Raw genomic sequence first — 26,866 nt, forward strand, 5'->3', positions numbered from 1 at the left:
CCCCGCGAATTGTTTCTGAGTTTGCCACCGACCGGAGGTTGGACGTCCGAGGCAGACAAATCAGTGCGGCTCGAAGCCGCTCGCAAGGATGACCATACGCATCCAATTTCCCGGTTCAATACAGAATACGGTTTGCACCTACCGCAGCGGCTGTTTTCAAAAACCGGTGTTGCGCGAATGTCACAAAATCAGATCGGAAATTTAGAAACTGTTAGGAAACTCGGCAAAATCGCCGGTTTGACCGGCACTTGACCGGGAGGCTAGAGGCCTCGCCCCATGCGGATTCTCGGGGAATCAAAATGGGGACGGCCCGGCAGATTGAAGCCTGCCGGGCCGCGTGACTGACTGGAGTTCAGAGGATCACAGCCAGAAATCTAATCAGATGATTAGAAAGTGCGCTGCATACGAACACCGAAGAGGAGTTCGTCAACGTCAGATGCGTTGTCCGGGTCGGTGTTGGCGTAACCAACGTCAGCACCCATTACGAAGCCAGAGACCGGCTCCCACTGTACGGAACCGTCGATTGCCCAACGGGACAGGTCGGTTGCGCCGTTCGGCTGATCGATGTCCATGTAGGAACCGTCGAGAGCAAGACCGATCGTGGAAGTTGCCTGGATGTAAGCACCAGCCGACAGGGAGTAGCCGGTGGAGGTGCCGCTGGTCGGGCCGTAATCGGAGACTGCTACGCCGCCAACGGTGCTGCCTGCGCCGATGTAGGACAGAGCGCCGTCTGCGTAGAAGCCCTGGAAGAAGATGTTGGAGCCCGGGGAAGCCATCGGGATGTTGACAGCAACACCACCGCCGATTGCCCAACCGAGGGAATCGTCAGCACCGTTGTTGGTTGCGCCGGTCTGGTGTGCGTTTGCACGATCCGGGTAAACCTGGTGCAGAGCACCGGACAGCTGTGCAGAACCCCAGCCCTGAGAAACGCCGAGAGCAGCGACCAGGTCCGGTGCACGAGTGCCGCCGTAGGTGCCAACTTCACGATGCGAACGATCTTCCAGAGCGATCGTAGCGGAGAAGCCGTTGCCGAAAGCTGCGGTGTAAGCGATCTGGTTGACCGTCTGGTCGGACCAGTTACGGCTAACAACACCCATGAAGGTCTGACCGGTGAAGATGTCGAAGTTCGAGGTCAGAAGACCTGCGGTCAGGCCGCCCCACTGGATGTAGGCGTTATCGAGGCTAGCAGAGTTCGCACCGTTGGTGACGGTGGAGTACATGGAGACGTATGCACGCAGGGTACCGAATTCGGTTGCAGTGCGAGCGTCCAGGTACAGGTAGCCGCGAGACAGCCAGGAGTAACCGTCAGAATCACGGTTGCCCCAAGCGCCGTTGTCCAGCGTGTTGTTGACGATTACCTGGGTACGAACACGGCCGCCAACGCGGAGGCAGGTTTCGGTGCCCGGGATGTAGTAGAAGCGTGCGCCGTAAGCGTCACAGACGCGAACGTAATCAACCGGCTCCGGAGCAACCGGAAGATCGGCTGCCTGTGCGGTGGTGGCAGCAGCAGCAGCTGCAGCGCCGAGCATCAAGCTCTTGAGTTTCATATCTGACCTCCAAAAGTCAATTTTCATTGGAACCGAACCTGACCCTCAAGGACCTGGCGGGCTCCATCCCCGCGATTTCGTACAAAAACAATTCAGTCGAAAAAGTCCGAACTATTTTTTCTGGCGATTACTCGCCGTCGCAGGGCTTAAGAACCAAACTCGAGTTGGCACAGCAAGTCCAAACTGCTGACTGGCAGCACTGTCAGGCAGCTGTGTGTTTTTTCTGCAACATGCTGTTTTGCAACCATTTTTCCATTACCCAAGGGAACCATCAAACAAAAATTCGCGGAAAATCCCGGGAAAATCACTATTTCGCGATGAGACACCCCAACCCCACTCCTCCGAAACACAGCACAGAAAAACAAAGAACTTCTATCTAAAAAGATAATACTCAATCAAAAAATAGATCATACTTCTAAAATAGAATATACATGTCTTTCTTATTTAAGATATTTTCTTAATTTATACTTTATTAACACCTGAAAACAAGTTCAATAGAGAATTTCAACACCATTCCCTTAAGGAAAATACGACACCACTCAGACGAGTAGAGAAAATCCGCTAAAACCGCATCAAGGTAGGCGTTTCTTGTCTTCCACATACTTTGTCGCGGGATTCGATGCTGAAAGATTCGCCCCACAGCGATGAAAACCGCATGTTTTTCGGAAGATTCGCTCAATCCATGCGAACTCTCGCAAAACAAGCGGATGCGCAGGCGGGGCGTGTCGATCCGCGTCTTTGATGCAGACCGGTCGGCAGGCCTTTACGCGATGCCGACAATGAAAGGGTTCGATTTGGCGCGCTGTTGTGCGATTAGCGCAAGAGAACCGTTATTCCTGCACTGTTGCCGTTGGCATCGAGCACCGTCACATCCGCAAAACCGGGCGTGTCCGGCTGCCAGACAAGTTGCCTTTCCCGCTGCCCTGTATGGAGGGGGCGTCCGTTGACAAGGAAGGAGAACGGCCCTGCACCGCCCTTGAACTTGACGACCAGCGGCTGCGCAGACTGTTCCAACGAACTGTCCCCTGCAAACCCAAGATCCAGCTCGGCTCCGTCCGGCGGATAGGATATCTGCAAGGTGTCACCCGTGCGAACCGTGCCGCGGTTTTGTGGCAAGCGGGCAAAGCGAAGCGGTTCGGGAACCTGTTGCCCGGCGACACTCATGGCTTCCGCCGGACCGTCCGGAAGCGGAACCCTGTCGGGTCCCAGGATCTGAAACGCCTCGAAGAGAATAGGTACGGCGACCAAAGCTCCCGTCGCCCCGGGCACTGGCGTGCCATCCGGGCGCCCCGACCAGATCGCCACCACATTACGACCGTCATAACCGACAGCCCAGGCATCACGATAACCGTAGGCTGTGCCCGTCTTGTAGGCGACGTGGTGAGTTTCTGCACTTTGCGGCTGCGGCAATCCGGAAAGAATATCGCCCACCATCCAGGAGGCCTTTTCCGAAAGGACGCGGGCTGAAGACACCGGCGCCGTACCCTCTTCGCAGTCTTTGCGGCACACGGACAGGGCTACCGGTTCGCCACCTCGAGCCATTGCGGCGTAGGCCTGGGTCAGGTCCCGCAAGGTCATGCCGAGACCGCCAAGGCTGATGGCAAGCCCCGGTGCGATGCCTTTCTCCATGACGGGATTGGCACCGGCACGTTTCAGCCGGGCAATCAGCCGTGCCGGCCCGACCGCTTCCAGCAACTTCACGGCCGGTGTATTGAGCGACAACTGAAGGGCTTCGCGCAGGGTGACCGTGCCCTGGTAGGACTGGTCGAAGTTCGTCGGCTGGTAGCCACCAATGTTGGTCGCCCGGTCTTCAATGAAACTTTCCGGCAGACCGACACCTTCTTCAAAGGCAAGACCATAGATGAACGGCTTCAGCGTTGATCCGGGCGAACGTGTGGCGCGGGTCATGTCGACATGCCCCTGGCGGCGCGTGTCCAGAAGGTTCGGCGCGCCAACGCTTGCCAGAATTTCTCCGCTCTGGTGATCGGCGACCAGAATGGCCAGGGAAACTGGCGATGGCATCGTCTCGCTCTTCCGTCTCGCCAGGGATTCGATCGCACGCTGAAGCTCAAGGTCGATCGTCAACCGGTGGACAGGCAAAAGAGGCGCATCGGCACGCGCCTGCCGGCTTTCGTGCGGCGCCAGGAATGGCATTGCATAACGTATCGTCCGGACCGGTTCATTCGCGGCCGAAGCCGCATCCTCTTTACCGAGGACACCAGACACTGCTGCGCGGCGCAACACACGGTTGCGGGCCTTGCGCGCCTGCTCTGGAAAACGGTCCGGCCGCCGCGCCTCCGGGCTTTGCGGCAATGCCACCAGCAGCGCAGCTTCCGCCGGCGTGAGACGCCCAGGTTCCTTGCCGAACCAGGTAAGGCTTGCCGCCCGAACCCCCTCCAGGTTGCCGCCAAACGGCGCCCTGAGAGCATAAAGCCGCAAGATATCTTCTTTCGAAAACTCCGCTTCCAGCTGAACAGCCCTGAGTAGCTGCTCGTATTTACGCTCAAGCGACTTCGTCGGCTGCTCTTCCAGCAAACGCGCAACCTGCATGGTCAGCGTCGAACCACCGGAAACTATGCGGCCGTTCCTGAGACTTTGCAGGGCAGAGCGAGCAAGCGCCAGCGCGTCAAACCCGCCGTGTTCGTAAAACCGCTTGTCTTCGAACGCCAGCAACATCCGGAAATAAAGCGGATCTATTTCTGGTAGCTCCACCGGCAAGCGCCATTTGTCGTCCTGGCTGGTGAAAGCCCGCAGAAGGCGGTCGTTCCGGTCCAGAACGACAACCGACAGAGGCAGGTCGCCGACACGGGGCGGCGCGGACAGCGACGCATAGTCGTGCCCGACCTTTGTAATCAGGCAGACAGACAGTGCGGCGGCACCAAGACCGGCGGCAGCGAACCACCGCCGGATCATGAGCCAATTCCGCCGCGCCAACGTTTTCATCGTACGGTCGCCTTACCGCGTCGGGCCGAGAACAACCAACCTGCCGGTTGCCGTAATGGCGCGACGGTCCGGACGGTACATATCCTCTACCGACGCTGGCGGATGCGAATAGTCGCCCGGGGTTGCAGCCCGTGCAAGATAGGCAAAGGTCAGTTCCTTGCTGCTCCAACGGGTCTGGTCCACGGCCACTTCGAAACGGTCCCTGTAGAACGCCGAATGTTCCGGCTGATCAACCGTATCGAGGAACGATAGGCCACCGATATCGCCGGAACGCACAAGCCGCGGATTGTCGATCACCAGGCCGGCAGGCAGGCGGTCAACGACCATCAACCGGCCAGGATGATCCGTCAGGACCCGTACGGTAACGACCACCGCAAGCCGGGTGTTGACCGGAACGGCGGCCGGATCGATCGGATTGCCGTCAAGGTCGTAGACCGTGCGTTCAACCGCATAGTCCTTGCCACCTGCGGGCTCGGGAACCAGCGGCTGGCCGGCCACCGAAACAAGAAGCTCCGTTCCAGCGTCACCGTTGTTCTTCACCTCCACCGGGAAGTCGGCAACCTCGCGTCCGGCCAGCGACCAGGCGAGCCGTCCGGGCGTTACTTCACCACGAACGGAGATCCGGGCGTCTTGCGCGGATTCGTTGAGCGCATTCGCTGCCAGGAGCATCCAGGCCATATCCTGTGTCGACCGGTATGGCTTGTTGGCCTGGGCCGTTTTCAGGAAGTCGATGGCTTCCGTCTTCAGACTGTCTTCCATGGACGCCGAAACGACATAGTCCGTCACGCCCGCGCTGTCGCGCAGGACGGAGCCGTAGTCGTCGCGATAGTACTTCGGAGCCTCCTTCGGCAGAGCGGCAAGAGCTGCCCTGAAACCGGTGGCCGCCCGGTCACGCTCGCCATAAAGGGCAAGCCCGGCAGCAACCTGTGCCTTGGCAAGCGGTGTTGCGAAGTTCTGTAGCTTGGCATCCAGGTAGTAGCGAAGATCGCCCATGGAGGCGCGGCCGTTGCGGGCCAGCACGTAGAGCGCATAGGCGATGTCTTCGCCGCCATCCTGGAAGTCGGAGGAATAGGCCAACCTGTTTTCCAGATTGTCCAGTGCCGAAGTGAACGCAAGATCAGGCACCAGATATCCCTTTTCGCGTGCACTGGTCAGGAAGTCGGTGACATAGGCATCCAACCAGGTATCACCGCCGCCGTAGCTGTTCCAGAGACCGAAATCGCCGGAAGAGGACTGGTTTGATAGGATCTTGGCAATAGCCTTGACCACCCGTTCCCGAATGGCGCTATCGCCGCCAAGCCCCGCAGCCTCAGCAACTTCACTGAGGTAAAGCAGCGGCAAGGCACGACTGGTCGTCTGCTCGGTGCAGCCATAAGGATAGCGGTCAAGTGCGGCCAGCAGGCCGGCGACATCGATGCTTGCAGCACCACCCGCAGACAAGGTGATGTCAACCGTATCCGCCCGCAGGCCGTCGAAGGTGTCCGCATCCAGCGAGAGGCTGTCTCCGGATGCCAGTGAGAAGCTGGACTGACGGACAACTTCAGGCTGGGTATCTTCAACCTCGAGGCTGAAACGCTTGACGAAAACTTCGCCCTGCGGCCCGGTCAGCGACGCCACGACTTCCGACTTCGTCAGCATGTCTTCTGCCGAAACCGAGAGCAGCACCAGGGCTTTCTTGCCGTTTTCCAGATCCAGCGTACGCGACTGATCCGTGCTGCCGCCTTCCAGCCGAAGGCCGTCAGCGACCGAAACTTCCAGCGCATAAGAGCCGGAAGGGCCATCGACGTTGTCGATTTCCAGGGAAATTCGCGACTGGTCTCCCGGTGCAAGGAAGGCGGGTGCGCTTGCCGTCATCACGACTGGTGAACGCACTTCCACTTCCTGGTCGGCATGACCGACGCCATCCCTTGTCCAGGCAACCGCCATCAGTTTGACGGCGCCGTTGAAGGCCGGGATATCGAAGGAGACGGTTGCTTCGCCAGTATCGCCCACGGTTACAAGTCCCGAGAACAGGGCAAGCGGTTCTTCATCCGGCGGAGGTGCATCGAGCCGCATGCCTGCGGCATCTCCTCCGGAACGGACGCGCCCGCGGGTTCCAGCCATCCGGTCGATCAACTGGCCGTAAAGATCACGGAAATCGGTGCCGAGACGCCGCTGGCCGAAGTACCATTTCTCCGGATCCGGTGTCTTGAAGCCGGTCAGGTTCAAAATGCCGACGTCAACCGCGGCAATCGTCAGATACGCCTGGTCTCCCGCTTTCAGGTTCGCGAGTTTCACCGGAACGTCCAGTGTCGTCTCGGGCAGAATTCGGTCAGGCGCAGACAACTGCACGTCAAGCGCCCGGTCACCCGGGTCGACCTGAAGCCAGGACAGGCCGACTGCCCGTGACGGCATTCGCTTCTGGTCCAGGTCCATCGGTCGGTAGAGGCTGGCCGTGATATAGGCCCCTGCCCCCCAATCATCGCTGACAGGAATCTCGACCTCGGTTTCCTCGGCAGTCACTTCAACGGTCTTACTGGCCAGCAATCCGCCGGAAACAACATTGACCACGGCAATCCCGGCCATTTGTGGCTTGAGGCGCAGCTTGGCGGTGTCGCCAGGCCGGTAGCTGGTCTTGTCGAGGCCAACGTCCAGATAATCAGGCGTATCGGAGGAGGCATCGGCAGAATACCAGCCGGCATTGAAGGTGACGCGCGTCGAGGTCTGCAGCGTTCCGCTGCCTTCAACGTCGAGACGGTACTCACCCCATTCGACCGGAAGGGACAGCTGTGCCGGCTGTCCAGAAGTCACCTGCACAGTGCCGGTGGCAACACGGCGGGTGGTGGTGATCGGCTCATAGGACCAGTTGCCGTCATAGCGGTACCATTGATACCGACGATCGACCTTGGACAGGGTCCAGCCGATGTCCGCTCCGTCGACTTCCTTGCCGTCTTCATCGATGACGATTACGGAGAAATCTGCCGGACCGCCTTCATCGACACCGCCGTCGAAGGCGGGTTTCACGCCAATGCGTGGTCCGTCGATGGCAACAGGCAGGTCCATGTCCCGTTCAACGTAGCGGCCACCCGCCTCCACCAGGCGTGCGATCAGCTCGCCGGTATAAAGCATGGTCGTCTCGGGAAGTTCGGGCATGAAGACGTCGAAGGTAAGCTTGCCATCTTCATCGGTCTTCAGGCCCGACGACAGGGAGCCACGCTGTGTGTAGGCATCCGCATCGGCAATGCCGAACTGATAGCCCGGGTGGGCTTCAAGCGTGCGGATAGGCCGCACGATGACATCACCTTCCAGCGTCTGGCCGCTGGCCGGAGAGCCGTAGAGATACTTGGCGTCCAGCGATACTTCTGTCGGTCCGGTACGGTTGAAGGCCTTTGCATCTGTTTCAAGTTCGAAATCGACTCGCTCGGGCTGATAGTCCTCCACCAGGAAGGTCTGCTCGGTGAGAGCCCTGCCCTTCGGATCGGCGAAAACCTGCCAGGACCAGATACCCTGCTGAGCCGACGCCGCCAGCGTCACATCCTGAAGGTGACCGCCGAGCCCGCCGTCGTTCACTGTAAAGCGGGCGTGCTCCACACCGTCAGGCCGATTGAAGATGAAGGTGAGCGGAAAATCTTCCTGTGCGGTTGCACTTGCATTGCGCAGCAGAGCCTGTGCGTGAACGGTTTCGCCGGCCTTGTAGATACCGCGATCCGTCCAGGCAAAAACGTCTAGCGGTCCCGGTGCTGCACGTCCTTCGACACCCCGGTCGGACAGATCGAACGCCGGTTTGCGCAGGTCGAGGAAGGAATAGTCGCCTTCGGACGTTTCAGCCACGAGGATACCTGGGGCCTGACCGCCTCTGCCGCGGGTAAGGCCGACGGCAAATTCCGCAAAACCTTCCGCGTTGCTGACTGCTTCACCGAGAATGTCGTTGTTGACGGCCAACAGGCGTACGGTCACGCCCTCCAATGCCTCTGCGCTTGTGAGAGACCGGATATTGGCAGCAATGCCGTTATCGCCTGAAAGGGCCGTCAGGCCCAGATCGGACACAAGGAACCATTGCGTTGCCAGCGTGCCCCAGCGGTTCTTCTGATCGAGCTTGGACCGCGCAGTCATGGCATAGACGCCGGGTTTCAGCTCGATGCCAGTTTCCGAAATCGGTATGGCGGTCGTGATGTCCTGGTTCAGGTCGTTGCCGGTCTCGACAATTCCGGACCAGACCTTCTGACCCAGTTCGTCCTCGATCTGGTCTGCCCGCCAGCTGTCGAGCTGCCGCAGGAAGCGGTTGTCACGCAGAATATCGGCGATGGAGCGGTTGCCGATGCGGTAGATCGAGGTCTCGACTTCTGAGGTGTTCACGGAAACGATCGGAATGGTGGGGTCGCCACCAGCAGGAAGAACGTAGGAACGGCTCAGAAAGCTGACGGAAGGAGACCGGTCTTTCACATAGACAGTCAGGTCCGCGGTCTTTTCCAGCTTCTCGCCATCGGCTGCCGGCAAGCCGCTGCGTGCGGTGATCTGATAGCGGCCGCCATGCTTGAGACCATCCGCACAGATTTGGCTGCCTTCCGCCTCGATCGCGAAAGTACCCTCGCCGCTTACGCTGACATAAGGGCTCATGTCTTCGCCAAGCGGCAGTTTTTGCGAGAAGACCAGACAGATCCGTGGCGACGCGCTGTCGGAATCGACTTCGTGATCAACGATCCGGAAGCCGTGCTCGGCAACCAGATCCGCGTATTGCCGACGGACGCTGGAATTTTCCTCGACCGCCAACGATGCCCGCAAGGCCTTGATCGCGGTCTTGTATTCGCTGCTGCGGGTCATCGCGCGGCCCACAAGTTCAAGCGCCAAGGCGCGCTCAGGTGCGCTGACGGACCGCAGATAGGCATTGATCGAGGCTGATATCGCGTTCTTGCGCTTGGTTTCCCTGTCCTGCCAGTTGTCTGGATCCTGCAGCAGCAGGGCGGTGGTGAGCTGGGTCCAGGCATCAAATTCACCCGGTTCCAGCTTGATCAGCTGCAGGAAGTCGGCTTCTGCAAGTGCGCCGTTACGCTCGCCGAGTGCGTCCTGACCGTTCCGGCGCAGCTGATCCGCAGTCTGCCCGTTCGGGCGCACCGAATTTGCAATGCTGAGGGAATAGGTCTGTGCGCTTTCCAGCTGGGATTTGGGAATAAAAACCAGCTCCGCCTTTCGGTCTGCGCTCTGGTCGGCGCGTGGCGCCTTGACTTCAACGACCCGTCCGGCGATCGCACCGGCAAAACTCTGCAGTTCGCCATAGTCGGTCTTCAGAAAACACCAGCCCGCAGAGGTGTTGAAGGTGAAGGCGCGGCATTGATTGTCGCTGAGGCAGACGGATTTGCACCCGTCCAGATCCACGTCTTTCACGGTGCGATAGTCACCACCGAAGAAATCCGCATCATCGATGGTGACGATACGCCGGTCCTGCGCGCCTGCTGCGGTGGCCAAGACACCGGCGAAACCGGCGCTTGCCACAAGAAGCAGCGTGCTTTTGGCAACCTTCTTGAAACGATGCTTGAAATTGAGGGAAAGCTTTTGGGAAACAAACGAAAAAACGAACATGGCCAATCCTCCGGGGCCTATAATCTCCCCTATCAAGTCACTGGATCGTGACAAGGACAAGGCAAAATAGTTTTTAGAGTGAACTCTCCTGACACAAGGGCGTGGTCTCGCACATGCAGACGAGATGGTCTGAGAGCTCAGCCGATCCTGCTGACCAGTTCCTCGATCAGCAGCGCAACTTCCTGGGCCGCCTTGCTCGATGGTGCGTCCTCGGTCACGGCGCGGCCTCTGCCCATTGCAGAGGCAAAGACGGTCCGGTTGCCCAGGCGGGCATTGAGCGCGTCATATCCCGAAGCGGCAATGGCGTCCGCCATCTCGCCTGTCAGGGACGCGCGGGGCGGCACGCGGTTGAGCACCAGAAGTGCGGGAGTATCTTCACGCGCAGCCATCTCGATCGTCTGCGAGGTTGCCCAGAGATCGACCGGCGTCGGCTGGATCGGAACGATCACGAAGTCAGCGGCGTCGATTGCCGGCTTGGCATCACTGTCGGTCTTGGGCGGTGTATCGATGACAACGTAACCATGGGACTTTGCGAGCGAACGCGCCTCACGCCTTGCGCCCCAGCCTGACGCGGTGCGGAATTCAAGACCGGTATTGTCTTCGCCAAAGTTGTCTTCGCGTGCCTCGAACCAGGTCCCCAAAGAGCCTTGCGGATCCACGTCGAGGATTGCCACCGGTTCGCCGGACTTTTTGGCAAGCGCAACGGCAAGATGGGCCGCAAGGGTTGTCTTCCCCGACCCGCCTTTTTGCTGTGCAACCGTCAGAATCCGCCCGGACATGCCTAAACCTCCAGAATTTCGCCAATATATTGCGCTGATGTTTTTCGCAACGCAACAAATCTATGTCTTATCCAAATGAATTTACGTTGCGTTTCCGGAATTATGGCTATGATCACCAGTGGTATTTTTTAAAAACTGCCGTCAAGGGAGGCGCACCTGAAGGAACTGCAAGAGCGAAGCTGGGCCTTGCGATGGCGCAATCCGGCGTTCTGCAAACGCCTTTTGTATGACGCGCTGAAACGGCAGCCGGAACCGGATCCCGGCAACCGTCCCCTTCAGTTCAATCTTGCATGGCTGGAGCGTTGGTCCGGTCATTTCGATGCGGCGGCAAAGCTTGCAGACAAAGCCTTCTCGATGATGGATCCCAGGCAGGATCCGGAAGGCTGGTCCGAGCTTCTGGTCATCAAGTCGGTTTGCGTCTACAGCCTCGGTGAACTCAGCCAGGCCGATGCCATTCTGGGAGAAAGCCTGGAGATCCTCGGGGCGGCAACTCACGGACGCGCCGGTATCGAGCCGCTGACCGTGCTCGCCAACATGTGCGCCTATTATCATGACTACGAAAAGGCACAGTCCAAGCTTCAGGAAGCCATGGACATCGCCGATCGGCTGGGCCTTGTTTACGAGCGTTCGCACATCCTGCAAACCCTATCGCGCACCGAATTGCGGTGTGGCAGTCCCGAGGCAGCCGTCGAAGCGGCAAAGGCGTGCCTGGAAGATGCCCTGGAGCATCGCAACGCCGTGAACCTGCCTTATGCCTATGAAGTGCTGGGAGCGGCGCTGGTGGAAACCGGCTCATTGAAGGAGGCACGCGCCTGCGCCGCCAAGGGCCTGGCAGCGGCACAGTTCAGCCAGGATCACCGGGTCGCCTGCCACCTTTACTACGTGCTCGGATTGAGCCTTTTCGAAGAGAAACGCTATGACGAAGCGCGCGTCGAACTGGAAAACGGTCTGCTGAACGCTGCCGGTGCCGACTATCACCACTGGACGCGAAACTTCTACCTCAAGCTCTCCCAGACCCACGAAGCCCTGGAAGAGCACCGCAGTGCACTCGACTATCTGAAGGCCTATGTGAAACTTCAAAAGAAGATGTTCACCGAGGAAACGGAACGCCAGAGCAACGATTTCCGGAACCGTCTGGAATTCCGGCTTGCACACAGCAAGGCTGATTACGAGAGGGAATTGCGCACCAGAACCGAAACCTTGAACACGGAATTGCAGGAGGCAAACACGAGCCTTCTTGAACTCAACGCCCAGATCGAATTCAACGCACTGCACGACGCGCTGACAGGTGTCGGCAATCGGCGCATGATGTCGAAATTCTTCGAAACGACCCGGCTCACCGTGGGCCCCGGCGTCAAAGTTGCCGCCATTCTGATCGATCTGGACAGGTTCAAGACCGTCAACGATCACCATGGCCATTCGGTCGGTGATCAGGTCATCAAGGCAGTGGCCGAACGGTTGTCGGATTTGCTGCAACAAGATGAGACGATCATCCGGATGGGCGGCGACGAATTCCTGATCCTGTCGACACGGCGCACTGACGCGGACAGTCTATCTGCCCTGGCAGACAGGATCGTTTACGACATCAACCTGCCGATCCCGATCAAAGGGGCGGTCGACAGGACGGTCGGCGCAAGCGTCGGGGTCTCGGTTCAGGCGAACGGCCCGGACCTCGAATATGAGCTTCTCAGGACCGCGGACGAGGCCATGTATCAAGCCAAGAAAACGGGCAGAAACAGAAGCTGCCTTCATTCCAGTGTGCCGCTTTCCATTCCCCAGAACGCTTCCTGAGCGGCACCTGTCAAGCAGGGTTCACCCTATTTCAGCCGGTTGCCCGTGGGCTATTTCCCCCCCAGCACCGAGTACACATTCCAGGACGGACGTCCTGTTACCGGGAGGCCGTGGCGTGCCTCGGCCTTGCGGATGCCTTCACGTGTGGCCGGGCCGACTTTCCCGTCCGGTTCACCGACGTTGAAGCCGTTGCGGTTGAGAAGCTTCTGCAGCTCCACACGCTGAGCACGGGAAAGACCGGGGTTGTCCGTCGGCCAGGGTGTCTTGAACGGATCGCCGCCTGATACGAGTTCCGACAAAAGGGCGATCGCCAGACCGTAGGACGTTGATGCGTTGTAGGAGCGCAGGGCCCGGAAGTTGCGGGTCACCAGGAAGGACGGGCCACCCGCTCCTGCCGGCTGGATCAGCGCTGCATCCAGATTGCCGGAAAGACCGCCGCCGTCGATTTTGGTGAAGCCTCTTTTGGCCCAGGTCGACAGGGAGGAATAGTTCTTCAGACCCGACGGCCCACTGTAACTCTTCGGTGCCTTGACCTCGTATCCCCAGGGTCGGCTGTTGCTCCATCCGGCATTTTTCAGAAAGTTTGCCGTTGAAGCCAGGGCATCGGGGACGGAATTCACCAGATCCTTGCGGCCGTCGCCGTCAAAGTCGACCGCGAGACTGTTGTAGGTGCTTGGCATGAACTGGGTTTGCCCGAAAGCCCCTGCCCAGGAGCCGACGAAGTCTTTGGCCGGTACATCCCCTCGTGAAGCAATCTGCATGGTCTTGATCAGTTCGCCCTGGAAGTATTTCTGGCGCCGTTTGCCGGCGCAAACCAGATTGGCCAAAGCATGTGGGGTGTAGAAATCGCCGCGGAAGTTGCCGTAGTCACTCTCGATGCCCCAGACCGCCAGAACCACGTGCCGGTCGACACCGTACCGCTTTTCGATGGAGGTGAGTGTGCTGTTGTGTTTTTTCAGGTTTGCCTTGCCGTCCTGGATCCGCTGCGCGTCGACCAGAAAGGCCATGTAATCCCAGATTTCGGTCTTGTGCTCGGGCTGGGACGTCGAGAACCGGATGACCTTCTCGTCAAAGGTTGCACCTGACAGCATGCGCTCGGCGATGTCCGGCCGGACGCCTGCGGCAACAGCCTGTTTCTTCAGGGATGCAACACAGCTTTCGATCGCAAAGGCCGATCCTGCCATGGCCATCATGGACAGACCGGTTCCGAACGCAACATTCACAAGATGATTTCGCATGCCCTGGCGCACAGCCCCCTCCGCAGCTTCGAAGCAATTTCCGAACGCTGACACGCTAGCGCGACATAAATGCGGCAAAAAAGGGGGTACCTGCAGTTATCAAGATAAACCCGGTGCCGTTACCGCGCCGGGTTTATCACTTTCAGGTCAGACGGACCTATTTGCCTTCAATCAGCTTCCGGCGCAGCCAACCTGAGGTCTGATCCATCAGGATCACGACAATGATTGTCAGGATGATGATGTAGCTGGTGTTTTCCCAATCGCGCGAGGTCTTCATGGTTTCGACCAGCAAGAGACCGATCCCCCCTGCCCCGAGAGCACCGATGACCGTGGCTGACCGGGTGTTCGATTCCAGGTAGTAGAGGACCTGGGAAACGAAGACCGGCAGGATCTGCGGGATCACACCGTAGCGATACCGCTGAATCTGATTGGCGCCGGTCGCCCTCACGCCCTCGACCTGCTTGTTGTCGATGTTCTCCAGCGCTTCGGAAAACAGTTTGCCGAGCGAACCGGTATCGGTGAAGGCAATTGCCAGAGCTCCTGTCAGCGGCCCGAGACCGAAGGCGCGAATGAAGATCAGCGACCAGATCAGCATGTCGATGCCGCGCAGGAAATCGAAGAGGCGGCGTGTTCCGAACCGAAGCAGCTTCGACGGCGTGAAGTTGCGAGCTGCAAGAAACGCCAGCGGCAATCCGAAGAATGCGGCCGTGAGAGTGCCGAGAACGGCCATCATGATGGTTTCGAACAAGGCGGTAAGAACCTTGCCGTGCTGCCAGTCAGGGTTTTCCAGAAACTCGTTCACGATAAACCAGATGTTCGACGTTTCCGGATCCATTCGGTCCGAGCTCAAAGCCAACGCATAAAGCTGGCTGAAGGACATGCCGTAAAGTGGTGAGCGGAACGGAAACCAGAAGTTCTCCCAACCGCCGAAATAGTTGTGAACCTCGATCTTCGTCTTGGTGACCTGAAGGCGCCGATCAAGGGTCGGGCGCACATCGAGCTTGCGCGGATCGATCTTGATCCAGTCCGGTGCCGGCCCTGCCGGCAGAACCGTTTCGACACCATCGGCAGTCGCGGTGCCCTCCACCACGCCATAGCCCGGGATGGTGAACAGGGCTGTCCTGCCATCGATCTCGACCTTGTAGCCATCGCCGAGGTCAACCACACTATTTTCGCCGCTGAGCTGCACCCAGTCAGGTACCTTGGCGTTGTCGTAGGTAGCGGTGCGCTCGCCTTCGATCGCAACTTCGAACTCGTTGTCCCGGAAGCTCTTTGTGACGTGAACTTTGTAGGCGACGCTATCCGTTGCCAGGATCACCGCCCGTTCCGGCTGGGCACGAGAGAGCAGTTCCGGCACCCCGAAGGCGAACCACGTGTAAACGAGGTAGGTGAAGATCGCGAGCGGTACGACGACCGTGAGCCATGCGCGCCGGCGGACCTGGTTCCAGACCAGAGCCTGGGTGACGGGTGTTTCGAGCGTATCGACGGTCATGAGATTTCCCCTCAATGCGCCCGGCCGGACCCGACCAGCTTGCCGCGCAGATAGGACGACAGTTGGTCGATGGCCATGATGGTTATGAACAGAAGGACGAAGATAGCGGCGGTTTCATCGCCTGCACCCTTGCCCCAGCCGATCGTGCGGCGAAGTTCCTGGCCGATGCCGCCAGCGCCAACGAAGCCGAGAATGGCAGAAGCACGCACATTGATTTCAAGGCGCAGCAGGAAATAGCTGAGATAGTTCGGCGCCACCTGGGGCAGCACCGCAAACCGGATGCGTTGCAGCCAGCTGGCCCCACAGGCCGACAGGCCCTCGATTGGCTTGCGGTCGATGTTCTCGTTCACTTCGGAAAAGAGTTTGCCGAGCGCACCGGCGGTATGAAACGCGACGGCGATCATGGCTGGTACAGGGCTGGAGCCGAGTACGAAAATCAGGAACAGGGCAATGATCAGTTCGGGAAAGGCACGTGTAATGTCCATGATGCGGCGAACCACCGGGATCAACGGTCCCCAGCTGTCGACATTGCGTGTAGAGGCCATGGCCAGCACCACCGCCATCGCGCCGCCCAGAAGGGTCGCAACCGCGGCAATGTTCAAGGTTTCCAGCATGGCCGGAACGAACTGCAGCATCAGCGAGAAAAAGGCCGGACCGGCTTCAAAGGCTTCTACGACGATCTCGCCCGGATAGTCGAAGAATTTGGAAAGACCCTGAATAAATCCACCGGAATTCATCGAATTGGATTTCGAATAACCGGAGACCAGAACCGCTACGACCAGCAGCAACCCTATCAACGAATAGAGCTGGCGGCGTTTGCGCATGGACAGGATTTCCTGCTCGAGTGCGGCAACAGCCATTGTTTGGGACCTTTACTTGATGCTCACTTCATCCGAAGCGGGGTGGCTTGGCTGGATCAACTCTTCGAAACCTGGCGATCCTCGCCCTGTGGAGCCACTTCTGGCGGAAAGTCGATTCCGCTGGCCGATACTTGAGAAAACGCGGGCCGGAGACCGGCCCGCGCGGAGATCGGAACTTCCGATTACTCGCTCTTTGCCTTGCGGGCAGCGACGATGGATTCGTAAGCCGCATGGGTGATCGGTTCGAAGCCGCGTGCTTCACCGGCCATCACGCCGTAACCACATTCCTTGTCTTCCTTGACGAGGTTGGCCATCAACTCGGTCATCTTTGCCTTGATGTCGTCCGGCAGCTTCTTGGACAGGACGACCGGACCTTCCGGGATCACCGGCGAACGCCAGATTTCCTTGATCTCGGTCATGTCGACCAGACCCGCATCGGTTGCCTTGCGCAGAGCGCCGGAATTGTAGCCGTCTTCCCATTCGCCAAGACCGTCAGCCCAGGTCACGCCGCCTGCGATGTCGCCGTTGAATACGGCAACGATGGTCTGCTCGTGACCGCCAGTGAAGACGACGTCGGAGAAATACTCACCCGGCTTCATGGAGTAACCGAGTTTCGGGATTTCGATGGACGGGATCAGGTAACCGGACGTGGAGTTTGGGTCGCCGAAGCCGAAGGTCTTGCCCTTCATGTCTTCCAGGGAGTTGATCTCGCTGTCGACGCGGGCAAACCCGATGGAGTAGTAGCCGTAGCTGCCGTCGTTGTTGACCTTGACCAGAACCGGCTCAACGGCTTCCGGGTCGGTCAGGAAGACTTTTGCGTAGCCGGAAGCACCGAGCCAGGCCATGTCGAGGTTACCGCCGAGCAGGCCTTCGATAACGCCGTTGTAGTCTGCCGGAGCAAACAGCTTTGTCGGAACGCCGAGCAGTTCCTCGGTCTTTTCGCGCAGGCATTCGTTGGCACGCAGACGGTCGGAGGCATTTTCGCCGCCGAGCAGGCCGATACGGAATTCCGTGATTTCCGCAGCACCGGCAACAGAAGCGTTCAAAGCGATTATGCTGACGGCAGCAAGCGCAGCAACTTTAGCAACGAGTTTCATTTGGGACACTCCCCGAGAGTTCTCAATTTTGATGACGTTAAGCGGGTGCGCAGCCGGATCAGACCGCTGCTGCCGCCGGGGTCATCGCACCGGCGGATTCTCTGGAACCGGGCTGGCCGGCATCGATGGCGGTGGATGTCGCCGCCTCGTTGAAGCTTTCATCGGCACCGTAGATTTCGCGTGCGACAGCCGTGGTCAGCGCTTCCGGCGCCCCGTCGAACACGAGGAAACCGTCGCGCATGCCAATCACCCGGTCGCAATAGGTCCGGGCAGTGTCGAGCGTGTGCAGGTTGCAGATGACGATCTTGTTGTCGCGCTCGTGAATTTCACGCAGCGCATCCATGACGATCTTGGCATTCATCGGATCGAGCGAGGCAATCGGCTCGTCCGCCAGGATCATGTGCGGGTCCTGCATAAGAGCGCGGGCAATCGCAACACGCTGCTGCTGACCACCGGACAGCTCCTCGGCCCGCTTGGTGGCTTCCTGGGCAATGCCCAGTCTGTCGAGCGCACCAAGCGCGGAATTGACGTCTTCCTGGCTGAAGATGTTGAAGAGGCTCTTCAAGGTGCCGTGACCGTTGAGGCGCCCCAACATGACGTTGGTGACAACATCCAGGCGCGGCACCAGGTTGAACTGCTGGAACACCATGGCGCAGTCGCGCTGCCAGCGGCGCATCATGCCGCCTTTCAGGCTGAGAATGTCCCGGCCATCGAACAGGATCTGTCCGGCGCTGGCGGGGGTCAGCCGGTTGATCATGCGCAGCAAGGTTGACTTGCCGGCACCGGACCGACCGATGATCCCGACCATCTGCGGTATTTCGATATTAAAACTTACTTTGTTGACCGCGGTCCGAGACCCGAAGGTCTTGGTGACTTCCTGAAATTGAATCACGCGCCAGCCCTGTCCGTTGTGTTCGTCGTGCTGCGCGACAAGAGCCACCGGACCATTACAGAAAAATGACATTCCTTTGTCGGGGAGCCCAAAATTTTATGACAAATCAATGACATCCCTGCCTGAAGCATTGGCAGAACAACCATCTCCGGCGGGAATTCCGCAGCGCTCTCAGCGCTTTCCGGGCCCCCTCGGCGTCACACATGCCTGGCTGAAATTCACTCGGAAATCAGTGCTCAAATACAAGGCTTCTACCCGCCAAATGCCGTTTTCACCGCTGTGGATGCATGCAAAAAAAGTGACGGGAGTCACGCCAGTGTCATCAAAGCGTCACGACCGGTGCCAGCAACACGGCTACAAACCGTTTCCGCACTCCTTCCAACGCTATATGGAGCATCCATGTCCGCCCCGACCCAGAAGCCTTCCCTGACCGAAGCCCCAAACATTCACCCGGAGGCCAGGGTGCTGAATTGTGATCTCGGCATCTGGACCGAGGTTGGCGCACGCACGGAAATGCGCGAAAGCAGCATGGGGGACTATTCCTATATCGTGCAGGAAGGCGATGTCGTCTGGTCGACCATCGGCAAGTTCTGTTCCATCGCCCGTCGCGTCCGCATCAATCCGGGAAACCACGCAACCTGGCGCGCCTCTCAGCACCACTTCACCTACCGCGCTGCTGCCTATGACCTTGGCGAAGACGACGCGGATTTCTTCCAGTGGCGCAAGGACGACTGGGTCACCATTGGCCATGATGTGTGGATCGGCCACAACGTCACGGTGCTTGCCGGCGTCTCGATCGGCACCGGAGCTATTGTTGCAGCCGGGGCAGTCGTCTCCAAGGATGTCGCCCCTTACACCGTTGTTGGCGGTGTGGCCGCCAGGGAAATCAAACGGCGTTTCACCGAACAGCAGGAACAGGCGCTGATCGATATCTCCTGGTGGGACTGGTCCCATGAAGAGCTGAAGCAACGGCTACCCGATTTTCGCAAGTTGTCGATCGACGCGTTCATCGAGAAGTATCGCTGATCCCGCAGGTGGCGCGGGCACCTGCTCTGGTGAGCCGTGCCCTCTTTTCCCGCTGCACAAAATTCCCGGGACGCGTTACACTTGCACCATGCAAACAGAAACCGCCGTTCTTGAAAGCAGTCTTGGACCGTCGCTGCGGCGCTGGCGCGTTCTGAACCGGGTCAAGCAAGAAGCTCTGGCGCATGAACTCGGCGTCTCGCAGACGAGGATATCGCGCTGGGAGAGTGGCATGTCGCAGCCGGACGACAGCGACAGGGCGAAGATCACCCGTCTGCTGAGGGCACGTCCGGAGAGCGCCGCCGACAAGGCCCTGCTTGATCTTGTCTCCCGGTCCGCAGTTCCCGTGCATCTGGTCTGCGACCTCACACACAGGCTGCTGGCCATGTCCGTACCGCGTGCCTGCGAATGGCGCGCACCGGTGAACGAGTTTCTGAACCGGCCCCTGTGGCGTTTTGCGTCCGAAGGCATCCGGGCAACGGAGCACAGACTGACCGACTATGGCTGGTTCGAGCCGGATTCTCCGGACATTGTCTACCGAACAGAACACGTTGATTTTCCGGAAATGACCATCCCGGAGAGCATCATCCGGATTTCGCGCCTGCCGCTGTCAGACGGACGGTTTGCGCGGCTGGTCCGTGAAGAACAGGATTCCGCATAAATTATGCGGTAACTCGTCTGGCGCGGTGGCCCGCAATAATCTGGCCACCATGACAAAGACGCCCCCTTCCCTCGATCTTCCTGAAATTCCCCACACCAGACTGACGGGCCTGCTGGACTTCCTTCAGGCTGCAGAGCAGCTGAAAGACACGCTTCGCTCGGGAACGACAACCGGCGGCAGGCCGGAGAGCACTGCCGAACATAGCTGGCGACTGGCCTTGATGGTTCTGTTGTTCGAACCAGAGCTGAAAGAAGTCGACTTGCTCAAACTCCTGAAGCTGACGCTTGTGCATGACCTGGGCGAAGCCATCTCCGGAGATGTCCCCGCTCCACTCCAGACGCCGGGTGACGACCGGCAGGAACGCGAGAGGCGGGACTTCCTGACCTTGTGTGAACCGCTGCCGGGTGACGTGGCTGGGGAGCTAACCTCTCTCTGGGATGAGTATGCAGCGGCACGAACCGTCGAAGCCCGACTTGCCAAGGCGTTCGACAAGCTGGAGACCATGCTTCAGCACGTTCTGATGCCAAGGCAAGCGCCTTCATTTTATGAGTTCAACCTGGGTTACGGCCGTGATCGTACCGATTGCAGTGCTCTCACGCGCCAGTTGCGGGACGAAGTCGACGAGCTGACCCGCACCATGATGACGGGCGCCGGACGGGAAATCGCCTGATTGCACCAGAGACTTTGCCGCTCAAGGGTGCCTGGTGCCTTGCCGGGTGGTCAGCAAAAAAGGTCATGCAGGTTCTTATTTTTCGTGTTTGGGTTTACCCTTCTGGTTGTGCCGTCCAGTCACTGCCGGAGGAACCAGCATGTACACCATTCTGCCCCGCAGCCAGGGTGCCGTTCTCGGTGTCGAGATTTCCGGAAAAATCGATATTGATCAGGAAAAGAAACTGATCGCCAAGGCCGAGGAGATGATTGAAGATCAGGGCAAGATCAGCGTTCTGGTCGTTCTTTGTGATCATGTCGGCGTTTCCTTCGAAGCCGCCAAGGCGGACATCCGGTGGGTGCTTGCCAACATGCAGCATCTCAACAAGATCGCCATCGTTACGGACAGCAAGCTGCTTGCCGCCCTCGTTGCGATCGACGCCACGTTTGCACGGATGGTCGGCATTCAGGAAAAGCACTTCGACCGGGATGAAATCGATATCGCCTGGCACTGGATCGAAACGCCAGTCTGAGGTCAAGCCCTTGGCGATTTCTGCCACTGAGGCTGCCGTCCAGCCTCATCTGGCAAATCAGTGCTGGCAGGTCAGTGCGGAAACTCAGGCGTCGGCGAGCTGTTCATCACTCAGGAAGGCAACCTGGTTCACCTTGCCGTCCCTGACCTCGATCATCTGGCCCTGAGGCACTTCCATCCAGCATCCGCGGGCTTCATCCAGCGGTTCGGACACCACCATCACACCGTCGTCATACACCCGGTAATAGAGCGTCGGCGCCAGGTTGTCCGAAGCATAGCGGGCGGCATAGAGCGTTTCACCATCAGACCAGCCGGCAGCAAAACGCATGTGCGGCGTCGTTCCGGCGTATTTGGACAGGGCTTCTGCTTCGAACACAGCTCTCGCCATGGCCGCGCGCGGGTGCAGATTGAGTCCATAGGCGAGCGCGACCAGAAACAGACTTTCGCTGTCGGTGCCGCCAATGCGGTCGCGGTAAAGGTCGTCCGGGATCATGTTGTCGAGGCGGCGCTTCACCTTGTCGTAGCCGCCGACCTGACCGTTATGCATGAAGGTCCAGCGCTGGAACGTGAAAGGATGGCAGTTGTCCCGCGTAGTCGCCGTTCCGGTTGAGGCGCGCACATGTGCCAGGAAGTGGCGAGACCGGATGTGCTTGGAAATCTGCAACAGGTTTGGATCCGACCAGGCGGGCCGGACGTCCTTGTAGACACAAGGGGTGTCCCGGTCGCCGTACCAGGCAACGCCGAACCCGTCGGCATTGACCGATGTCTTGCAGGACAGCGCGTTGCGGCTCTGGTCGATCAGCGAATGCGCCGGATCGCAAATGACTTCTTCCAGGTATTTGGGAGCTCCGCTCCAGGCAGCCCAGCGGCACATGTCGACTTGGTGTCCTTCAAGCAGCGTCTTGCATGGCCTTGAACCGGGCCGTGGTTTCATCGCACGCGTAGTAATCCGCGGCCGGATAAGGATGCAGCGCCAGATCTTCGACGGCGGCAATGATCCTGTCCGCCTTGTCTACTGTCATGAGCACTGAAAAATTGAGCCGTGTCCAGCCGGGTTTCTTCAGTTCTTCACCGGAAAGAATACCGGCCCTCAACGCTTCGGACTGTTCCGGACCGATATCCAGCAACCGATGGGCATAGGGCCCGGCACAGGCGCAGCCACCACGGGCCTGGATGCCATAGATGTCCGATAGCATGCGGGTGACGAGCTGCTGGTGCACATAGCCTCCGCGTTCCAGATCCTTCACACGGAACGAGAACACGGGTAGCACGTGACGGGCCTTGTCGTTTCCGAGGATCTCGATCGCCGGATTGTCACGCCAGACCGCCAGCGCCTTGGCGCGCCAGGCGGCGTTCCGCTCGTCCATGAGCCGCTGCCCAATGGCTTCCTTGACCAGAAAGGCGAGCGCCGCCCGGATATCGCCGATCACGTTCGGCGTACCGGCTTCCTCGCGGGCTGAAAGATTGTCTGAATAATCGTGAGCCCAGGGCGAGACGAAGCGTACCGTTCCTCCGCCCGGAAAGACCGGTGTCGCCTTGCTGACAGCTTCCTTGCGCACGATCATGACGCCTGACGCGGCTGGCCCACCGATGAACTTGTGCGGCGAGACAACAACCGCATCTTTCTGGGCATCCGTGCCGGCTTTCATATCTACCGGGAGGTAAGGGCCGGAACCCGCGCAATCCCAAACGCTGAGTGCGCCGTAACGCTTCAGAACGCGTGTGACCGCCACGTCGTCGGTAACGATGCCGGTTACGTTGGACATCAGCGAGAATGCTCCAACAATCAGCCGGCCGGCCCCCGCCTTGCGCAAGACAACCTCGAGCTCCGCAAGATCAGGACCACCAGTCTCCGCTTCGTCTATCTCGATCACCTCCGCTCCGCTCTCGCGCCAGGGCAGAATGTCTGAGTGATGTTCATAGGGACCGATCACAACAAGTGGCTGTTCTCCCCGCTCTGCGGCGGCCGAAACACCAAGAAGATGTACAAGCCGGTTAAGGCCTGCGGTTGCCCCCGAGCCGCAAAAGACCGTCGCGTAGCCCTGGTCAGCCCCACAAATGCGGGCGATTTCAGATCGCGCAGCCTCCCGCATTCGTGTCATTGCGCTGCCGCAGTAGGAGGCCTCGGTGTGGCTGTTCGCGTAGACCGGCAGGATTTCTTCCAGAACGAATTCCTCGACCTGACGCAGAGCCCGCCCGGAGGCGACGTAGTCGGCATAGATCAGCTCGCGCTCGCCGAACGGACCTGAAATGGTTGCCCCCTCGCCGATCAATCCCGCGCGTAGGCGGGAAATCAGGTCCGGAGATTTCAGTTCCTCGATGAAATGATCGAGTGCCGTGCCTGTTTTTTGGGTCATTTTGTGCTCCGAAACGCCTTTTTCGGATCATACGACCCCTTTCACTGGGATATCTTCACCTCATTCGATTGTTTTAGGCTCCAGATCGTGTCAATTGATCGAACATGGAGAAAAAATTCGATCATATTGATCGCGCGCTGCTGCGCGCCCTGCAACGCGACGCACGTCTTTCGCAAAGAGACCTTGCCGACAAGGTCGGTCTTTCCCAGAATGCCTGCTGGCGCCGGTTGAAAACGCTGTACGACAGTGGATTGATTGAAGGACATACGATCCGGCTGGACCCGGCGCAGCTCGGGTTGAACCTCACGGTCTTCGTGATGATCCGGACCCGGCACCATTCCAAGGAGTGGCTGGAAAGGTTCAGGGGCGAAGTGGTGGCCATTCCGAACGTGATCGATTTCTACCGGATTGCCGGAGACTACGACTACATGCTGAAAGTGGTGGCCGAAGACATGAATGCCTTCGACCGCGTCTATCAGCGCCTGATCGAGAAAGTTGATCTGGATACGGTCACGTCGTACATGACCATGGAATCGATCGCGGATGCCCGCGACCTTCCAATCTAGGTTTTCTCAGCGGCGGCGTCCGCCGCCTCCCCTGCGCGCACCGCCGCCGCCGCCATGACGTTGCGGGCGTGCCTGCGGACGTGAGCGCTGAACGTTGCGCTGCCGATTGACCTGCCGGTTGCCTGCAGTTCTCGCCCGGTTGTCCCTGCTCAGGTGTGCAGGCGCCTGGGGCCGGGCCGCCGGACGTGTGGCAGGGCGGGTCGCCGGTCGCTGCACATTCGGTTTCTGGATATTCGGGCGTTGCACATTGGGGCGCTGAACGTTGGGCCGCTGCGCCGGGCGTTGGACGTTTGGGCGCTCCACATTCGGCTTTTGAACATTCGGGCGTTGGACGTTGGGACGCTCGATATTCGGACGCTGGCCAGCAGGCAGGTTGGTCGGGCGTTGAACATTCGGCCGGTTCTGGATCTTGTCGCCAAGGGGGCGGTTGGCAAGGGCTGTTCCTGCGCCGGCGCCGATCGCTCCCCCGGCCAGTCCGGCACCAATGTCACCCATGCGGTCCTGGATTGCCTCGCGGGAGGGCGCAGCGACTTCGCCCCAACGACCACCCTCGAATTTCTGCCATTTCTCACCATCGCGGCGATAGACGCTACCATCCCGGCCGGCAAAGACGTCACCACGGCGATCAAGATTTGCCACACGGCCCAGATTGCCGTCCTGCTTCCAGCGCTGCACGGCGCCAGCCTGGATATCGCGCGTGCGTGACCATTCCGGCCCGCTTACGACCTTGCCACCCCAGGAGCCGTAAATGCCCCGGGCTCCGCCAACCACGACACGATTGCCGGTCCGCGGATTATAGGCGCTGATGAAGCCTGCACTGCCGAGCGGGCCGCTGATGGCGGCACCGCGAATGTAGCCGCCCGTACGCGGATTATAGATGCCACCGCCGGCGATGCCGCGCAGCGGACCGTAGGCATAGCCATAGCGTCCGAAAGTGCCACGGACCGGATTGTAGAAGGCACCGATCCCGTAGCTCACCGGACGCGGGAAGTAGATCGGGCGCAGCCCCGGACGGTACCAGGGCCGATAATAATAGCCTGTGCCGTAAACGAAGACGCCCCAGGACAGGAACCCAGCCAGATAGCCCATCGTGTAGCCGTACCAGACCGCTCCCGGTTCGCTGTCGTAGATGCGCACATAGGTGGTGTTGTAGACCGGGGAAGACGGCGGAATGGTGTAGATCTCGTCAGGAACCGCCGTGGCAACCGTAAATGGTCCTTCCGGGCTGTCTCCGACAAACCAGACACCGTCCTGCAGCACGTAGTATTTCGCACCGACCTGGATCACCTGGTCGCTGGTATTGACCGCGTAGGACATCGACGTGCCGTCGATCTTCTCGAATTCCGGATCGCCGGCATAGGAGACATCCGCACTGACGGAACCGACCTCAACGCGAGCCGTTGTCGGAATGCTGGCTTTCAGCCGTGCCTGCGAGGCTTCAGAAGTGCCTGGAATGGACGAACGGACCGAATAGTAAGGCGCGTCTTCCGGCAGGTTCTGAAAATCGGAGGGCATGTCCGGAGTGGTGAAAGTCCACGGCCCGTCGAGCGAGGTCGACTTGAACCAGCGGCCGGATACCAGAATGTACCAGGTGGACGTCGATTTCAGGAAGAACACGTCGCTTTCGGTGTTGGACGCCCATTCCAGATCGGTGCCATCCACCGGTTCCAGAGCCGGTTCGCCGTCAAAGACGATCATTTCGGCCGGTGTGTCTGAATAGATCACCTTCGGCGGAGTATTGTCCGCGAACGGTTCCCCCGGGATCGCTTCCCGGGTTTCCTTCCAGTTATCGTCATCTGGAAGAGACCCGATCAGATCCGGCAGCTTGTCGACCGCTTCCCACCCTGCCGAGACGTCCTTGGTTTTCATCCAGGATTTTTCATCGCGCAGATAGAGTTCGCCGCTCTCGTCGATTTTCAGAATGTCCCAGTTGCTGTTGACCACGAAGCTGAGCCCCTGATCACCCTTGACTGGCGCAAAGATCGGCGTGCCTTCGGTCTGCACGAGAATGGACGGCTCGGTCGAGACATAGATAGGTGGTGCTTCCGAACTCAGGCCCTGGACATCCTCCATGCGCTGGTATTCGGCAAGGCCTGCGGTGATCCGATCCTCTTTCACGGTGATCGTACCTGTCGGCATGATCTTGCCGACCTGAAGCGACAGGTCAGTGAGGGATTCCCGGTCCAAGGCCGAAAAGTTCAGTTCCGTTACCTGGATCTGGTTGATGTCAACTTCGCTCTTGTCGGTGTCGGCCACGGTCGCGCCGCTGACACCGATCACACCAAAGACAGGCTTGGCATCCTTGTCCTTGATGTATTCCGCTGCCACCATCGCCTTCAGGGTCTTGAAGTTGTCCCACTCGGTGAATTGCGGCTGGTAGAGCACCAGCGTCGCCCCGGCGTCGGTCTGGAAAGACCGCGGCCAGCCGGTCGTCTGTTCCGGTTCGCTAAGCTGAAGATACTGTCCGCTGACAAACCCGTTCTGGCCGTTGTAGCTGATTGAACACCAGGCCCCGCTGTCATCGCAGTTCTCCATTTCGACCTGCGTGCCGGACGGCACCGTTCCCAGTGAGCCGAAGTTCGTTCCCGGGCCTTGTCGGAAATTCACGTTGGCGGTCGTCAGGGCCGGCGCGGCAAGCACGCCGTTTACGAAAACCGTTTGCAAAATCAAAGTGGAAGACAAAAGAACGGAAAGAGACTTACGCATTGGGACCTCCCGGGGGCCGGTTCAACCAACCCTGTCGATGTCGGTGCATGTGTCTGTGCACGTGACGGGAACCTGTGCGTTCCCGAGGCAAGCTAAATTTCGTCGTCACGCCTATTCCCTGTGAGGGGCGTCACGGGTAAATCTTACGTGGAGTGATATTCTGTCCGCAAGATCACGT

18 protein-coding genes are annotated in these 26,866 nt (G+C 59.3%); 6 read left to right on the forward strand and 12 right to left on the reverse strand.

The annotated features are described in order from the left end of the window. Window positions 1-386: 386 nt before the first annotated feature. The 4 genes from HEP89_RS25705 to parA all read right to left on the reverse strand — a co-directional run bounded on the left by HEP89_RS25705 (window position 387) and on the right by parA (window position 10,825). Window positions 387-1,547 carry a porin gene (locus HEP89_RS25705; RefSeq protein WP_077290282.1) on the reverse strand — a complete coding sequence of 387 codons (1,161 nt, stop codon included), beginning with the start codon at window positions 1,545-1,547 and terminating at the stop codon, window positions 387-389. Between the two features lie 813 nt (window positions 1,548-2,360). Further along, window positions 2,361-4,460 (reverse strand): penicillin-binding protein 1C, encoded by a 2,100-nt coding sequence (gene pbpC / locus HEP89_RS25710; protein ID WP_209014824.1) that lies wholly within the window; start codon window positions 4,458-4,460, stop codon window positions 2,361-2,363. Window positions 4,461-4,502: 42 nt separating this feature from the next. Next, the gene (locus tag HEP89_RS25715; protein WP_168693351.1) at window positions 4,503-10,046 is read right to left on the reverse strand and encodes an alpha-2-macroglobulin family protein; all 5,544 of its coding nucleotides are present in this window, start codon (window positions 10,044-10,046) and stop codon (window positions 4,503-4,505) included. A 137-nt stretch (window positions 10,047-10,183) separates the two neighbouring features. Then, window positions 10,184-10,825 carry a ParA family partition ATPase gene (gene parA / locus HEP89_RS25720; RefSeq protein ID WP_023000188.1) on the reverse strand — a complete coding sequence of 214 codons (642 nt, stop codon included), beginning with the start codon at window positions 10,823-10,825 and terminating at the stop codon, window positions 10,184-10,186. Window positions 10,826-11,011: 186 nt separating this feature from the next. Here parA and HEP89_RS25725 point away from each other — a divergent pair, with 186 nt between their 5' ends. Continuing rightward, window positions 11,012-12,616 carry a tetratricopeptide repeat-containing diguanylate cyclase gene (locus tag HEP89_RS25725; RefSeq protein WP_168693352.1) on the forward strand — a complete coding sequence of 535 codons (1,605 nt, stop codon included), beginning with the start codon at window positions 11,012-11,014 and terminating at the stop codon, window positions 12,614-12,616. 50 nt (window positions 12,617-12,666) lie between these two features. On the opposite strand, the gene HEP89_RS25730 is transcribed toward HEP89_RS25725, so the two are convergent. From HEP89_RS25730 to phnC, 5 genes are all read right to left on the reverse strand, one after another. Further along, on the reverse strand, window positions 12,667-13,854 hold the full coding sequence (locus HEP89_RS25730; protein WP_055659212.1) for a lytic murein transglycosylase: 1,188 nt from the start codon (window positions 13,852-13,854) through the stop codon (window positions 12,667-12,669). Between the two features lie 157 nt (window positions 13,855-14,011). Beyond that, complete coding sequence (phnE, locus tag HEP89_RS25735; protein WP_168693353.1) at window positions 14,012-15,346, reverse strand: phosphonate ABC transporter, permease protein PhnE; 1,335 nt, start codon at window positions 15,344-15,346, stop codon at window positions 14,012-14,014. Window positions 15,347-15,357: 11 nt separating this feature from the next. Then, window positions 15,358-16,206, reverse strand: coding sequence for a phosphonate ABC transporter, permease protein PhnE (phnE, locus tag HEP89_RS25740; RefSeq protein ID WP_023000192.1), 849 nt, complete (start codon window positions 16,204-16,206; stop codon window positions 15,358-15,360). A gap of 182 nt (window positions 16,207-16,388) precedes the next feature. Then, window positions 16,389-17,303 carry a phosphonate ABC transporter substrate-binding protein gene (gene phnD / locus HEP89_RS25745; RefSeq protein ID WP_077290287.1) on the reverse strand — a complete coding sequence of 305 codons (915 nt, stop codon included), beginning with the start codon at window positions 17,301-17,303 and terminating at the stop codon, window positions 16,389-16,391. A gap of 58 nt (window positions 17,304-17,361) precedes the next feature. Then, entirely contained in the window at window positions 17,362-18,195 is an 834-nt protein-coding gene (gene phnC / locus HEP89_RS25750) for a phosphonate ABC transporter ATP-binding protein (protein WP_077293107.1), read from the reverse strand. 399 nt (window positions 18,196-18,594) lie between these two features. Here phnC and HEP89_RS25755 point away from each other — a divergent pair, with 399 nt between their 5' ends. The 4 genes from HEP89_RS25755 to HEP89_RS25770 all read left to right on the forward strand — a co-directional run bounded on the left by HEP89_RS25755 (window position 18,595) and on the right by HEP89_RS25770 (window position 21,060). Beyond that, window positions 18,595-19,221 (forward strand): DapH/DapD/GlmU-related protein, encoded by a 627-nt coding sequence (locus HEP89_RS25755; RefSeq protein ID WP_055659209.1) that lies wholly within the window; start codon window positions 18,595-18,597, stop codon window positions 19,219-19,221. A gap of 88 nt (window positions 19,222-19,309) precedes the next feature. Continuing rightward, entirely contained in the window at window positions 19,310-19,879 is a 570-nt protein-coding gene (locus HEP89_RS25760; protein ID WP_077290288.1) for a helix-turn-helix transcriptional regulator, read from the forward strand. Between the two features lie 49 nt (window positions 19,880-19,928). After that, window positions 19,929-20,549, forward strand: coding sequence for an HD domain-containing protein (locus tag HEP89_RS25765; protein WP_077293108.1), 621 nt, complete (start codon window positions 19,929-19,931; stop codon window positions 20,547-20,549). Window positions 20,550-20,688: 139 nt separating this feature from the next. After that, window positions 20,689-21,060 (forward strand): STAS/SEC14 domain-containing protein, encoded by a 372-nt coding sequence (locus tag HEP89_RS25770; RefSeq protein WP_077290289.1) that lies wholly within the window; start codon window positions 20,689-20,691, stop codon window positions 21,058-21,060. A gap of 84 nt (window positions 21,061-21,144) precedes the next feature. Here the strand turns inward: HEP89_RS25770 and HEP89_RS25775 are convergent, their stop codons facing one another. Then, complete coding sequence (locus HEP89_RS25775) at window positions 21,145-21,933, reverse strand: class II glutamine amidotransferase (RefSeq protein WP_023000199.1); 789 nt, start codon at window positions 21,931-21,933, stop codon at window positions 21,145-21,147. A 16-nt stretch (window positions 21,934-21,949) separates the two neighbouring features. After that, window positions 21,950-23,416, reverse strand: coding sequence for an aminotransferase class V-fold PLP-dependent enzyme (locus tag HEP89_RS25780; protein WP_077290290.1), 1,467 nt, complete (start codon window positions 23,414-23,416; stop codon window positions 21,950-21,952). A 104-nt stretch (window positions 23,417-23,520) separates the two neighbouring features. On the opposite strand from HEP89_RS25780, the gene HEP89_RS25785 reads away from it, so the two are divergent. Beyond that, window positions 23,521-23,982, forward strand: coding sequence for an Lrp/AsnC family transcriptional regulator (locus HEP89_RS25785; protein WP_023000201.1), 462 nt, complete (start codon window positions 23,521-23,523; stop codon window positions 23,980-23,982). Window positions 23,983-23,988: 6 nt separating this feature from the next. Here HEP89_RS25785 and HEP89_RS25790 read toward each other — a convergent pair whose 3' ends face one another. Continuing rightward, entirely contained in the window at window positions 23,989-26,688 is a 2,700-nt protein-coding gene (locus tag HEP89_RS25790) for an SH3 domain-containing protein (RefSeq protein WP_077290291.1), read from the reverse strand. Window positions 26,689-26,866: the final 178 nt, after the last annotated feature.

The organism is Labrenzia sp. 5N (assembly GCF_012395805.1).
GTDB classification, from domain to species: domain Bacteria; phylum Pseudomonadota; class Alphaproteobacteria; order Rhizobiales; family Stappiaceae; genus Roseibium; species Roseibium algicola.

Bases quoted from the DNA above. Each gene is read 5' to 3' on its own strand.
- HEP89_RS25705 (WP_077290282.1), bottom strand. From the start codon at position 1,547: ATGAAACTCAAGAGCTTGATGCTCGGCGCTGCAGCTGCTGCTGCTGCC.
- pbpC (WP_209014824.1), bottom strand. From the start codon at position 4,460: ATGATCCGGCGGTGGTTCGCTGCCGCCGGTCTTGGTGCCGCCGCACTG.
- HEP89_RS25715 (WP_168693351.1), bottom strand. From the start codon at position 10,046: ATGTTCGTTTTTTCGTTTGTTTCCCAAAAGCTTTCCCTCAATTTCAAG.
- parA (WP_023000188.1), bottom strand. From the start codon at position 10,825: ATGTCCGGGCGGATTCTGACGGTTGCACAGCAAAAAGGCGGGTCGGGG.
- HEP89_RS25730 (WP_055659212.1), bottom strand. From the start codon at position 13,854: ATGCGAAATCATCTTGTGAATGTTGCGTTCGGAACCGGTCTGTCCATG.
- phnE (WP_168693353.1), bottom strand. From the start codon at position 15,346: ATGACCGTCGATACGCTCGAAACACCCGTCACCCAGGCTCTGGTCTGG.
- phnE (WP_023000192.1), bottom strand. From the start codon at position 16,206: ATGGCTGTTGCCGCACTCGAGCAGGAAATCCTGTCCATGCGCAAACGC.
- phnD (WP_077290287.1), bottom strand. From the start codon at position 17,303: ATGAAACTCGTTGCTAAAGTTGCTGCGCTTGCTGCCGTCAGCATAATC.
- HEP89_RS25755 (WP_055659209.1), top strand. From the start codon at position 18,595: ATGTCCGCCCCGACCCAGAAGCCTTCCCTGACCGAAGCCCCAAACATT.
- HEP89_RS25760 (WP_077290288.1), top strand. From the start codon at position 19,310: ATGCAAACAGAAACCGCCGTTCTTGAAAGCAGTCTTGGACCGTCGCTG.
- HEP89_RS25765 (WP_077293108.1), top strand. From the start codon at position 19,929: ATGACAAAGACGCCCCCTTCCCTCGATCTTCCTGAAATTCCCCACACC.
- HEP89_RS25770 (WP_077290289.1), top strand. From the start codon at position 20,689: ATGTACACCATTCTGCCCCGCAGCCAGGGTGCCGTTCTCGGTGTCGAG.
- HEP89_RS25775 (WP_023000199.1), bottom strand. From the start codon at position 21,933: ATGTGCCGCTGGGCTGCCTGGAGCGGAGCTCCCAAATACCTGGAAGAA.
- HEP89_RS25780 (WP_077290290.1), bottom strand. From the start codon at position 23,416: ATGACCCAAAAAACAGGCACGGCACTCGATCATTTCATCGAGGAACTG.
- HEP89_RS25785 (WP_023000201.1), top strand. From the start codon at position 23,521: ATGGAGAAAAAATTCGATCATATTGATCGCGCGCTGCTGCGCGCCCTG.
- HEP89_RS25790 (WP_077290291.1), bottom strand. From the start codon at position 26,688: ATGCGTAAGTCTCTTTCCGTTCTTTTGTCTTCCACTTTGATTTTGCAA.